Origin of the sequence: Bifidobacterium breve DSM 20213 = JCM 1192, assembly GCF_001025175.1 — a bacterium.
Taxonomy (GTDB): Bacteria; Actinomycetota; Actinomycetes; order Actinomycetales; family Bifidobacteriaceae; genus Bifidobacterium; species Bifidobacterium breve.
Genome location: NZ_AP012324.1, coordinates 925220 through 937998, shown reverse-complemented (window position 1 = coordinate 937998; position 12779 = coordinate 925220). Strand labels below are relative to the sequence as shown.

The 12779-nt window shown below is 58.2% G+C and carries 10 protein-coding genes and 2 tRNA genes; 6 read left to right on the top strand and 6 right to left on the bottom strand.

The features are described from left to right. Positions 1 to 55: 55 nt before the first annotated feature. The 6 genes from BBBR_RS03910 (at position 56) to BBBR_RS03885 (ending at position 7353) form a co-directional block, all read left to right on the top strand. Complete coding sequence (locus BBBR_RS03910; protein ID WP_003829046.1) at positions 56 to 472, top strand: YraN family protein; 417 nt, start codon at positions 56 to 58, stop codon at positions 470 to 472. 14 nt (positions 473 to 486) lie between these two features. Next, entirely contained in the window at positions 487 to 2022 is a 1536-nt protein-coding gene (locus BBBR_RS03905) for a YifB family Mg chelatase-like AAA ATPase (RefSeq protein ID WP_003829045.1), read from the top strand. After that, positions 2019 to 3638 carry a DNA-processing protein DprA gene (locus BBBR_RS03900; RefSeq protein ID WP_003829044.1) on the top strand — a complete coding sequence of 540 codons (1620 nt, stop codon included), beginning with the start codon at positions 2019 to 2021 and terminating at the stop codon, positions 3636 to 3638. The genes BBBR_RS03905 and BBBR_RS03900 overlap by 4 nt, the downstream gene beginning before the upstream one ends. 101 nt (positions 3639 to 3739) lie before the next feature. Next, complete coding sequence (locus BBBR_RS03895; protein WP_025301173.1) at positions 3740 to 5602, top strand: FAD-dependent oxidoreductase; 1863 nt, start codon at positions 3740 to 3742, stop codon at positions 5600 to 5602. A gap of 72 nt (positions 5603 to 5674) precedes the next feature. Beyond that, the gene (locus tag BBBR_RS03890; protein ID WP_003829042.1) at positions 5675 to 6625 is read left to right on the top strand and encodes a succinate dehydrogenase/fumarate reductase iron-sulfur subunit; all 951 of its coding nucleotides are present in this window, start codon (positions 5675 to 5677) and stop codon (positions 6623 to 6625) included. Positions 6626 to 6687: 62 nt separating this feature from the next. After that, positions 6688 to 7353 carry an O-methyltransferase gene (locus BBBR_RS03885; RefSeq protein WP_003829041.1) on the top strand — a complete coding sequence of 222 codons (666 nt, stop codon included), beginning with the start codon at positions 6688 to 6690 and terminating at the stop codon, positions 7351 to 7353. A gap of 39 nt (positions 7354 to 7392) precedes the next feature. Here the strand turns inward: BBBR_RS03885 and BBBR_RS03880 are convergent, their stop codons facing one another. The 6 genes from BBBR_RS03880 to clpX all read right to left on the bottom strand — a co-directional run bounded on the left by BBBR_RS03880 (position 7393) and on the right by clpX (position 12762). After that, a complete protein-coding gene (locus tag BBBR_RS03880; protein ID WP_042994122.1) occupies positions 7393 to 8148 on the bottom strand; it encodes an LOG family protein in 756 nt (251 codons plus the stop codon). A gap of 185 nt (positions 8149 to 8333) precedes the next feature. Then, on the bottom strand, positions 8334 to 9722 hold the full coding sequence (locus BBBR_RS03875; protein ID WP_003829039.1) for a Na+/H+ antiporter NhaA: 1389 nt from the start codon (positions 9720 to 9722) through the stop codon (positions 8334 to 8336). Positions 9723 to 9802: 80 nt separating this feature from the next. Next, positions 9803 to 11008, bottom strand: coding sequence for a MalY/PatB family protein (locus BBBR_RS03870; protein WP_003829038.1), 1206 nt, complete (start codon positions 11006 to 11008; stop codon positions 9803 to 9805). Positions 11009 to 11117: 109 nt separating this feature from the next. Further along, positions 11118 to 11191, bottom strand: a tRNA-Arg gene (locus BBBR_RS03865). 29 nt (positions 11192 to 11220) lie between these two features. Further along, a tRNA-Arg gene (locus BBBR_RS03860) sits at positions 11221 to 11294 on the bottom strand. A gap of 106 nt (positions 11295 to 11400) precedes the next feature. Continuing rightward, entirely contained in the window at positions 11401 to 12762 is a 1362-nt protein-coding gene (gene clpX, locus BBBR_RS03855) for an ATP-dependent Clp protease ATP-binding subunit ClpX (protein WP_003829037.1), read from the bottom strand. Positions 12763 to 12779: the final 17 nt, after the last annotated feature.

Here is a 12779-nt window from a genome sequence, read left to right as displayed (position 1 = left end):
CCACATTTGCCGGTCGCCCTTGCGTCCCGATATCACCAACCCACACAGTGGAATCATGAATGATGCAGCAACTTCCACGGAACACATCGCAGCCGCAATGGGCGACCGCAATTTGTCACCCAAGCAGTTCGGCGCTCTTGGCGAACGATATGCGGCTGTTTGGTTGGAGAAGAAAGGATGGACCACACTGAGCCATAACTGGCGTACTCGATACGGCGAACTGGATCTTGTGATGCTCAACGACGAGCACACTGTGGTGTTCGTCGAGGTGAAATCGCGCCGCACCATCCAGTACGGCTGCCCGCAGGAGGCCGTGACGCCGGCCAAGCAACAGAATATCAGGAAAGCTGCTTGCGATTGGCTGCTTGATTGCCGCAACCGTATCTCGCACAAAGCCGTCAGATTCGATGTCATCACCATCGTGTTGCGCGTGGGTAGACCACTGGTGCATCACATTGAAAACGCGTTTTAGCGAAAGGATCAAGCATGGCCATTGGCAGCGCCCTTTCGGTCGGTCTGATCGGACTCAAGGCCTTCATTGTCCAGGTACAGGCTTTCATCAGTCCCGGCCTGCCATATTTCAGCATCATTGGACTGCCAGATACCTCACTGTCCGAAGCGCGCGAGCGAGTGAAATCGGCATGTCAAGCCAGTGGTTTCTCATGGCCACAAACCCGTGTGACCGTGAATATGAGCCCCGCTTCCCTACCCAAACGCGGCTCATCACATGATCTGGCCATTGCCGCCAGCGTTCTCTGCGCAGCTGGAGCCATTGGCCACGATTGTCTGGAAGACACTATTGTGCTTGGCGAAGTGAATCTTGACGGTTCGGTACTGCCTATCCATGGATTACTGCCAATCATGTTGCATGCGCAGGAACGCGGCATCCGAAAAGTAATCATACCCTATCGCAATCTTGACGAGGCTTCGATGGTGGAAGACATGGATGCAATCGGCGTAAGACATGTGGGCGAGCTCATCGAGCTCATGGGAGGCAATGCCTCATATACAATCCCCGATCTGCAGCTCGCGGAGGATGCAAGTGCCTCCGAGCAAGCCGAAGTCAGTGAAAACGGATACGCAGACATGAATGAGGTGTTGGGCCAGGAACATGCCAAATGGACGCTGCAGGTAGCGGCCGCCGGAGGCCATAACCTCATCATGACCGGACCTCCCGGCACGGGAAAAACCATGTTGGCTTCACGATTACCCGGCATCATGTGCCCATTGGAAGATACCGAACAGCTGGAAGTCGCTTCGATTCGCTCGCTGTGCGGCACCTTATCGCAATATGGCATCACCGATGTGCCTCCGTTTGAAGCGCCGCATCATACCGCTTCCACAGCGTCACTGGTCGGCGGCGGCAGTGGCATCGCAGCACCGGGCGCGATAACCCGCGCTCACCGTGGCATTCTGTTTTTGGACGAAGCACCGGAGTTCAGCGCCCGGGCCTTGCAAACGTTGCGCGAACCATTGGAATCCGGCTATGTGGCTCTCTCCCGCTCCAAAGGAAGCACGTATTACCCAGCTGCATTCCAGCTGGTCATGGCGGCAAATCCTTGCCCATGCGGATATTATTACGGCACTGGCGAGCGCTGCAGGTGTCGGGAAAAAGATCGCATGAGGTATTTCTCCCGTTTATCGGGCCCGGTACTTGACCGAGTAGATATTCAGATGACAGTGCCGCCCGTCCCCCGCATCACCGTGCAGCATGAACCGCTCGGCGAATCCAGCGCCACAATTCGTGCACGCGTGATTCGTGCAAGAAACGCCGCCAAAGATAGGTTCCAGCAATTCGGGTGGACATGTAATGCTCAGGCATCCGGCACGTGGCTGCATGCGAACACCTCGCTCAAGGCGATGGAACTGGTCAATCGTGCCTTGTCCTCGCAGCAGCTGACGTTGCGTGGAGCTGATCGTGCCATGCGATTGGCCTGGACCCTCGCCGATCTGGCCGGCCGGATTTCCCCTACCGAACAGGATGTCCATCAAGGTATCGAAATGAGAACGAGAGTGTCATGAGTACCACCAATATGATTGCCGAGCCCGCTTCAGTTCACGGCTCCCCTCACACAATCGGAAAAGCCGAAGCGGCCGCACAGACCGTGCGCTCACGTATTATCGCCGCTCCTTCACTAGATGCCCTATACCGTGCCGCGCTCACGTTCTGCATCGATGGCGCGGATGCGATGATGTACGCCACACTCAAAGGAGCCGAACATGCTGAGGCATTATGGCAGGTCTTGTCACAGTGTCACCCTGACCGGCCTTCCGATGTTCGCCAAAAAGCACTGACCTGCATTGATCGCATGTTCATCAATGGTCTGACCCGCTGGGGTCGCAAACCCACACCCAGCGCGATGAACGCTTTTCGCAATGCCCTGTCCGGCTGGCATCAGCGGATGGACGCCCTGCCCTCGCAAGACATCGTTTCCTTGGCCGACTGGTTCACCATGGATGGCACACAATGGATTATCGGCCCGGGACACCCATGCTGGCCTGCGCAATTGACCGACCTATCCATCCGCTCCGACTGGGCACCTCCCTTATGCCTTTGGGTCAAAGGCGATCCGCGGGCCCTGACCAGCTGCGCAAAACCGGTGGGTATTGTCGGCTCCCGAGACGTCAACGAGTACGGACGGTATGTGGCCCATACGGTTGCCGAGCAAGCCGCGGTGGATGGTCATCTGGTAGTTTCAGGAGGCGCGATGGGCACGGACGCGGCCGCTCATTGGGGTGCTCTGAATGCTCTGCACGGCCGCAAACCAGGATGCGTGGGCAGAACCGTCGCCGTATTCGCCGGCGGACTGAACCATATGGGGCCAGCTCGCAATCGCACACTGTTTGAACGCATCGAATCGCAGGGAGGCGCGCTCATCAGCGAACTTTGTCCCGGCACCATTCCCGAGGCGCGCAGATTCCTGCTGCGCAACCGTATTATCGCGGCATTGTCTTCCACACTGGTTGTGGCACAGGCGAGATTGCGCTCAGGCGCACTGAATACTGCGGGCTGGGCCTGCGAGCTGATGCGCGAGGTGTATGCAGTGCCAGGAGACATCAATCAGCCATGCAATGCCGGCTGCAACAAAATGATTGGCGACCATCAGGCCACGATTCTATGCGCCGCCACCTCCACGAAAGACATCTGTCACAAGCGCCATCAGCCGATTATGGAACGATGCCCAGGCATGGCGGACAACGCACAGCGCGATGCCAGTGATCCAGCGCCTTCGTGTACGACCAAGGCGGTCCACAAGAAATCCGAGCAGCCTACGCTATCCCAGGCTGTCATCACGACTCCCTTGCCGTCTCGCACAGACTCCAAGGATTTCTCCTCATCCCACCACATGCCAGATTTGCGCGCCCAGGCATCGTTGCAGCCCGATGCGGAAACGCAACAGACGATACAGGTCAGCACATTGTCGGAAGCGGAACGCTTGATGGTCGGCCTTATCCGCGAATGCCGTACGCATCGCCTCGCCATCACACCGGACACCCTGCTGCGCGCGGCCAGGAATAACAACCTCGAGGAAATACCGGATATCGCCACCGTACTGGAACTGCTCGGAGCGCTGGAACTGCGAGGAGCGATTCACCGGGAGACCGGAACGGTCACGCTCAGTTGTCGCCTCATCTGAATCATGGAGACGCCAGTCTTACACACCGCTAGAACAAGAATTGTCAGCACCCTCATGACACGATGACGGCGCTGTTCGGCGGGTGTGCAAGAATCGAATCCATGAGTCCGAAACGTTTGGAAGATATGTATGATGCAGTGATCGTCGGTGCCGGTGCGGCTGGTTTGTCGGCGGCATTGGGACTGCTGCGATCCCCCGAAATCGCCGAACTCAAGGAACAAGGCGTGGACCCGAAGATCCTTGTGGTCTCCAAACTACAGCCGCTGCGTTCGCACACCGGTTCGGCTGAAGGAGGCATTGCCGCAAGCCTGGGCAATGTGGAGTCCGATGACTGGCATTGGCATTACTACGACACCATCAAGGGCGGCGACTGGCTTGTTGATCAGGACGCGGCCAAGCTGCTCGCCGAGTATGCGCCGCAGACCGTGATCAATCTGGAGCGTCAGGGCGTGGCCTTCTCCCGTACCGAGGACGGGCATATCGCACAGCGCCGATTCGGCGGCCATACGCGCGAGTTCGGTGGAGCCCCGGTCAAGCGCGCCGCCTATGCGGCCGACCGTATCGGCCACCAGATTCTGCACGCCTTGTGGCAGCAGTGTGTGGCCGCCGGCGTTGAGTTTGCCGAGGAATGGTATGTGACCGATCTGGTGCTCGCCGATGATGGCAAGCAGGCGGCCGGTATTGTGGCTTTTGATACGCATACGGGCAAGATTCAGGCCATTCACGCGCGCAATGTGCTGCTGGCCACCGGAGGCGCGGGCCGACTGTTCCACACCACGTCGAACTCTTGGGACTTGACCGGCGACGGCATGGCGCTGACCCTAGCTGCCGGCCTGCAGCTTGAAGACATCGAATTCGTGCAGTTCCACCCCACCGGTCTCGCGCACACCGGCATCCTGCTTTCCGAAGCGGCACGCGCCGAGGGCGGCATCCTGCGCAATGCCGACGGCGAGCCGTTCATGGAACGTTATGCTCCAGAGCATAAGGATCTGGCCGCGCGCGACGTGGTCTCCCGCTCCATCATGGCGGAGATCGACGCCGGCCGCGGCGTTGCCGACCCGAAGGATCCGGATGGTCCGAAGGACTGCGTCTGGCTGGATATGACCGGCATCGACCCTGAACGTATGAAGGAAGTGCTGCCGCAGGTGGTCGAAACCATCGAACAGTACGCGAACCTCGATCCGGCCAAAGACCTGGTGCCCATCAAGCCCACCGCGCACTATACGATGGGCGGCATCCCCATCACCACCAATGGCGAGGTGTACCGTTGGACGGACGATGCCGTGCAAATCGTCGATGGCTTGTTCGCCGCTGGCGAATGCTCCTGCGTTTCCGTACACGGCGCGAATCGCTTGGGCGGCAATTCGCTGCTTGACGCATGTCTGTTCGGCACGCGCGCCGGCCAAACCATGGCCACGCGTATCGCCGAGAATCCGGTCGACTCCCCCATGGCCGATGATTCGGCCGATGACATGTTGACGACGGCCGCCGATCATGCCGCCGAATCCCGTAAGTCCGAACTTGACGAGCTGCTCGCCGGCCAAGCCGATGATGTCGATGAGGGTTCCACGGCCAATCCTTATCAGCTCATGGCCCAACTTGGATCAGTGATGGAACAGGCTCTGGCTGTACGCTGCACCGCTCAGACCATCGATACGGCTCTGGCCCAGCTCAACAGCGACATCAAGCCGGTTTCCGATATCTTACGGGCACATGACAAAACTGCCGCCTTCAACCAAGAGGTCACCGCCATCTGGGAGGTCCGGCATTTGATTGAGCTGGCCGAGGCCATGTTGCACGCTTCCGAGTCTCGTCAGGAATCTCGTGGGTCCCTGCAGCGTCTTGATTTCCCCGAACGCGATGATGAGCATTTCCTCGCTCACTCGTTGGTCGCCGATGCCGGCCCGGTGAGCTTCAAGCCGGTGCATATCACCGACTACCCGCCCAAGAAGCGTGAATACTAAGCCGCCCAGGGCTTGTGACACAATAGATTGTCGAATAATCGGACTGATATCCACGGTTTCTGGAGGCAGAACATGGTTGAGGCGAACAACACAACGGTTACCCTGCAGGTGCATCGTTTCACGCCGCGCCCCGAGCGCGCCGAACGTGCACGCGGCGGCAGCCCGTTCGCCAAGAAAAGCTCCCCGTTCGGTGGCGGCTCGGATTCAGCGGCACGCCGCCGCCCGCGTGGCAAGCAGTGGGTGCAGGAATACACCATTCCCGCGCGTCCATCGGACACCGTGCTCGACTGTCTGCTGACCATTAAACGCACCATCGACCCGACGCTGGCCTTCCGCTATTCATGCGGTCACGGCATGTGCGGCTCTGATGCCGCAGCCATCAACGGCACACCCACTCTGCTGTGTACGGCCACCGTCCGCGACTGGGCCAAGCAGCCTAGTACAGCTCCGGAAGTCGATGATGAGGGATTCCGACGCACCGGCGACGAAACCGCTAACGAACCCGACGTTCCCGCCGAAAACGTCGAAAACAACATCCCTGAAGGTTCTCTGGGTGTTATCGAACTGGCTTCCTTGCCTGGATTCCCGCCGCAACGTGATCTCATCGCCGACATCGACCCGATGCTCAACCAGATTCGTAAACTCACCCCGTATCTTCAGGCTGATGGCGTGCTTGCCACCACCGCCGAAGGCAAAGTGGACGTTTTCGAATACCTGCAGAACCCCGAGCAGCTCGCCAAGTATGAGACGCTGAGCAATTGCATCGCCTGCGGTGTGTGCGAGGGGGCCTGCCCGGTATACGCCGGCGGCGATGCATTCGTTGGCCCGGCCGCATTGATCTGGGCTTCCCGCTTCATCAACGATTCACGTGATACCAAGGCCATGGATCGCATGGATGCCATTGATACCGCTGACGGTGTGGCCGGATGCCAATCGGTGCGTGCCTGCTCCCGCCACTGCCCGCGCGGTATCGATGTGGGCGAGGAAATGTGGCAGATCGTGGCCAAAGTCCGCGAGCGCTGAATCATTGCCGGGTAGATACCGGAAAGTCATAGTCTGAGAGAACGAATATCGAAGGAACGGTTATGGACAGAACACAGTACACGAATCTCGCCAAGGCATGGGAATTCACCGAAGAACATGCTCGCGAACTTGAACCGTCCACACTGGCTGATGCCCGTACCGCCGCCGACGAATCCGGACAACTGCAAGGTCCAGCCGCACAAGCCCGACTCCTGGGCCTGCTGGTCCGTTTGACCGGAGCCTCCTCGGTAATCGCCGTGGGCACCGGCTCCTTGGTGGAGACTCTGCAACTCGCCTATGCCTTGGACAACAAGGGACAGTTGACCGCCGTCGATTCCACCGCACAGGGCATCACACTGATTCGCAAGGCGTTTGCCGAACTGCAGGACGAGACCGCTACCACGCTTCGTGCGGTGAATGCCCCGGCCAGTGTGTTTCTGCCCAGGCTCAATGCCAATGATTACGATTTGATTGTGGTGGCCGGCGATGCGGAGAATTATGCCGCCACATTCGCCCAGGCGTCCCGCCTGCTACGTGATCATGGTGCCATCGTATTCACGGACGCATTGGCTTTGGATACGGAGCAGGGCGGTGTGATCAACCCGGCCGACCGCAGCGGCAAGGCCACGGCCATGCGCGAGCTCATCACTACCGTCGAGCAGGATGAGGAATTTGAATCCACACTTACTCCGGATGGTACCGGACTGCTCATCGCATACAAGAAGTAATATTTCTTGGCTTCCCTTGACGGAGGGGAGCAAATGCCCTCAGACAACCATACTCGTGGCCACGTCCACGGCTTCGTCGGCATCGTCAGTCACGGTAACCAGCTTGGGATCTATCTTCGAAATCATGCCACGCTCGGCGACCGGCCCATCCAACCAGTCGAATAGCCCCTGCCAATAATCCTTACCGTACAACACCACCGGAATGTTCGCCACCTTGTGGGTCTGAACCAGGGTCAACAGCTCGAACATCTCATCCAACGTGCCGAAGCCGCCCGGGCAGACGATCACACCGGAGGAATACTTGACGAACATCGTCTTCCTGACAAAGAAGTACCGGAAGCTCATGCCAAGGTTCACCCACTGGTTCAGCCCCTGTTCAAACGGAAGTTCGATGCCAAGCCCCACCGACTTGCCGCCAGCCAATGCCGCTCCCCGGTTCGCGGCTTCCATAATGCCCGGCCCGCCACCAGTGATGACGGCGATATTGCGCTTGGCGATCTGGCTGCCCATGCGACGAGCCGCCTTGTAGTCCGATTCGGTGCGTTGTGTGCGCGCGGAGCCGAAAATCGATACCGCAGGCCCCAGCTCGGCAAGCGCACCGAAGCCATCCACGAATTCGGATTGGATGCGCAGCACACGCCACGGATCCATATGCAGCCAATCGGTATCCTGATCCGGCTTGAGCAGGTTCGCGGTGGTGTTGTCCGAAGGAATCATCTGGCCGCGCAGAATCACTGGGCCTCGATGATAGGTGTCCCCCAGCGGCGCGGCGTCCTCCAAATCAACCGGATTCATCGGAATTTGTGCGACTTGAATGTTGGCTTGTTCTTCGGCAATTGTTCCGACGTTCGGATTCCCGTCAACACCGGTGTTTGTCGGCTGCTTTATACCGGATGCTTTTTTGCCATCGGCCTTTTGGGATTTTTTCTGCTTCTTCGCCATTTGGTACCTCCATGGGCTCTAGCAGTATCCTAGGCAGATTAACGACGGAAGTCGATTTCAACGCTTTCCGTGCCGTCCGCAAGGGTGATGGAATGCTCCGCCAGCTCGTCGGAATGCGTATTGACGTCGGACTCGGCGTCAGCCTCAGCAGCTGCAACGGCCACAGCCTGTTCAAATCGCTTGGATTGGCGGCTCAACAATACGCCGGAAATCGCGGCGGCGATCAGCGAGGCCACCAGCACACCGAATCGGGCTTCGGCGGACAGCTCCTGGTTCGTATAGGCCAGAGAGGCGATGAGGAACGACACCGTAAAACCGATTCCACAGGCGACGGCAGCGGGAATCATATCGCGAACGCGTAGCCCCTTGGCCATCTTGAGCCCTCCGACATGTGTGGCCAGCCAAGCGGTGACGATGATACCCAACGGCTTGCCGACCACCAGCGCCACAATCAGGGCGATGACCAGTGGCGAGAGCAGCAACAGCGGACTCAAGGATTCAAAATGCACGCCGGTGGCGAACAAGGCGAAAATCGGCAAAGCCAGCAGAGCGGAAAACGGCTTGAGCTTGTCCGCATATCGTTCGGCGCGCGGTGCGTATTCACCGTGCATCACACGTGCCGGGGTCAGCAAACCAACCAATACACCGGCCAACGTGGGATGGATGCCGGCTTCAAACATCATGATCCAGGCAAGGATGCCGACCACGCCCACCGCGATCCATGGCACTTTCTTAAGACGAACCAAATGTGCCCATACCACGGCACACACGGCGATGCCAATGAACCAGTACCAAGCATTGACCGAGGAGAAGAACACCGCTATCAAGATGATGGCCAGCAAATCGTCGACCGTGGCCAAAGTCATCAGGAATGCGCGGATCGAACCGGGCAGCGCCTTGGCAAACAGTGCGAGCACCGCCAACGAGAACGCGATATCCGTGGCTGTGGGCACCGCCCAGCCGTGGGACATCTCGGCGAACGGGATGCTGCTGCCAGTGGTGGCCAGGATCAATGAGCCAGGCTCCCCCGGGCCGAACTGCGAAAACAGTGCAGTGGTGGCCAGAAACAGGATGGGCGGGGTGATCATGCCCCCAACGGCACACAGCATCGGCACAGCGGCCGCCTTGGGATTAGCGAGCGAGCCGGTGGTGAGCTCCTGCTTCAGTTCGAGGCCAACAGTCAGGAAGAAGATAGTGAGCAAACCGTCCTGAGCCCAATGGCCGATCGGCAGATCAAGATTGGTATGCGGAATGAACACATGCGTTTCCGCTACGGCCTCAAATGCATGCGCGGTGAGGGGAAGATTCGCCAGAACCAGACCGGCAAGGGCAAAACCGAGCATAATCAGTCCAGATATGCGATCAGAGGCGGCTATCCGCCTGATCATGGGCCAAATGCCTCGTTTTGCGCCGGTGGTTGTGGCCATCGCGTCTCCTCGCTCGATAATGAATGATCTGCTGCTATGGTACGGAATATCTCAGGACGTTCAGCCCGGGGCGTACCCCCCTACTGACGGTCAGCCAAAGCGGTCTCGATGTTGGCAAGCACCTGTTCAAGCAGCCTGGTCGGACAGGCAAGGTTGACACGCTCGAAGAAGTTTCCAGATTCGCCGAACATCGAGCCTTCATCAAACCACACACGGGCCTCATTGCGCAGAAAATCGCAAAGTTCTTCAGGAGTATCGAAGCCCAGGCCTCGGCAATCGAGCCAAGCCAAGTAAGTGCCTTCCGGTTCAATCAGACGAATGCCGCTTACACGTGCAGTGAAGTCGCGGATGAGCCCGAGATTGCGTTCCAGCACTTCCATCAGTGCGTCCAGCCACGGTTCGGCATGGTCGTAGGCGGCTTGGCATGCGACCATACCGAAATGGTTGACGGTCAGGCCGCCGATATTATCCGCCGCCGCATCGTAACGACGCTTGAGGTGCGGGTTCGGGATGATGGTGTTGGAGCACAACAGACCAGCCAGATTGAAGGTTTTGGTAGGCGCGGTGAATTCAAAGACGATATTCGCGTACTCAGCCCCCAACGTGGAGAACATGGTGACCTTATGTCCAGGATAGGAAAAGTCGGCGTGAATCTCGTCGCACAGCAGACGCACACGGCGTTTGATACAGATATCGCCAATGCGCCGCAGTTCTTCAGGCGTCCAGACACGGCCCACCGGGTTGTGCGGATTGCACAGAATCATGGCCGTGCAGCGAGGATCGGCGGCCTTGGATTCGAGATCATCAAAATCAATGCCATAGTGGCCGTTCTCGTCCAGTACCAGCTCGTTGTCGAGAATGGTCAAACCATTGTGCTCGGCGGCAAAGGTGAACGGGTAATAGACAGGCCGCTGGATAATGACCTTATCTCCCGGTCGGGTGACGGATCGCAGGGCCGTGTTGACGGCAGGCATCACGCCGTCGGACAGGCTCACCCATGAAGGGTCGATATGGAAATTATGACGATGCTCCATCCAATTGAGAAAAGCTGTGAAGTAGTCTTCAGTGGCGTAATCGTAACCGAATACGTCATGGGTGGCAGATTGGATGAGAGCCTCGACTACTTCAGGAGCCGGTTTGAATTCCATGTCTGCCACGGACAAGGGCACCACATCTTTGCCGTCCTCACCCATCTGTTCCACGACCTCATGCCATTTGGCGGACGAAGAGCCATGACGCTCAAGAATCGTATCGAAATCGTAAGGGGCATGCTGTGCCAGAATCACTGTTTCTCCTTCTTCACTACCGGCGAAAACAAACCTGACCCATCGTAAAGGAGGTATGTAACGAGAATTGGAAAAGCCTCGAAGGCATTTCGCTTCCGAGGCTTTATCGTGCGCCAGACAGGATTCGAACCTGCGACCTGCTGATCCGTAGTCAGCTGCTCTAATCCGCTGGGCTACTGGCGCATACCACCGTTGTCCCCGTGGTTCGGGAGTGCGCCAGACAGGATTCGAACCTGCGACCTGCTGATCCGTAGTCAGCTGCTCTAATCCGCTGGGCTACTGGCGCATATTGTCTTTCAGACAACTCGATACATATTACTCAAGGTTCGTGTTTGTGCAACCCATTGGTTACTCGGCGTGTCACAGGAACAGCGAGTCACAGTATCCGACAATCATGCTGTACGACGACGCTCCGCGGATTCCTGGATGACCGTTTCACGCAGCAGTTTCGGCGCACTGGTGCCTTCCACGGATGCCTTGTCGACAACCACCTGCTTGACATCCTCAAGACTGGGCAGCTGGAACATCGTGTCTTGCAGGGTGCGTTCGATAATCGAACGCAGACCTCGTGCGCCAATCCCCTGCTTGATAGCCGTATCGGCAATCGCTTGGACGGCCTGGTCGGTGAACTCCAGATCAACGCCGTCGACGGCAAACAGTTTGCGGTACTGCTTAATCAGCGCATTGGCCGGCTGCGTAAGAATCTCCGTCAAATCATCCACCGTCAGCTCCTCGAGCACGCTGGTGACCGGCAGTCGACCGATGAATTCAGGCAGCAGACCGAATTCGGCTAAATCATCGGCATTGACCTGCTTAAGCAGCTCCTCGTCTTTCAGGTCGGCGTCATGCCAATTGGCTCCAAAACCGGTTTCCCGGCGGCCCAGACGCTTGCGCACGATGTCCGTCAATCCTACGAATGCGCCGCCACAGATGAACAGGATGCCACGCGTATCCATCTGCACTGTGTCCTGCTCTTTGTGCTTGCGAGTGCCTTCCAGTGGCACGGAAGCAATAGTGCCTTCAAGGATTTTCAATAGTGCCTGCTGCACTCCCTCACCGGATACGTCACGGGTAATCGAGGTGTTCTCGCCGGATTTGCGGGCGATTTTATCGATTTCGTCAATATAGATAATGCCGTGCTGGGCTCGGCTGACATCGCCGTCCGCGGCCTGCAGCAGACGCTGGAGCACGGTCTCCACGTCATCGCCCACGTAGCCGGCTTCGGTGAGCGTGGTGGCATCGGTGATGACGAACGGCACGTTCATCACACGGGCCAGTGACTGGGCAAGATAGGTTTTGCCCACACCGGTGGGCCCCAGCAACAGAATGTTCGACTTGGCGACTTCCACATCCGATAGCGGATCATTAGCCCGCTGAGACTTGCGGGCTCGCCCGGCTGATTGGAGCGCGACATTGCCGTTCGCGCCGTCAAGTTGTTCGGCGGATTCCTGCAACTCCATATTGACGCGCTTGTAATGGTTGTACACGGCCACGGAAAGCGCCCGTTTGGCTTCTTCCTGGCCGATGACATATCGATTGAGATAATCGAAAATCTGCGTTGGTTTGGGCAGGCTCAGCGAGTTGACTTCGGCGTCTTTGCTGCGCTCCTCGGAGATGATATCCACGCATAGGGCAATGCATTCGTCGCAGATGGAGGCATTGGGACCGGCCACCAGTTTGCGAACCTGACGCTCGGTTTTGCCGCAGAACGTGCAGCGGGGAATGTCCTCGTTGTAGCTCACCACACGCCCCATGAGATCTCCTTTGCCGA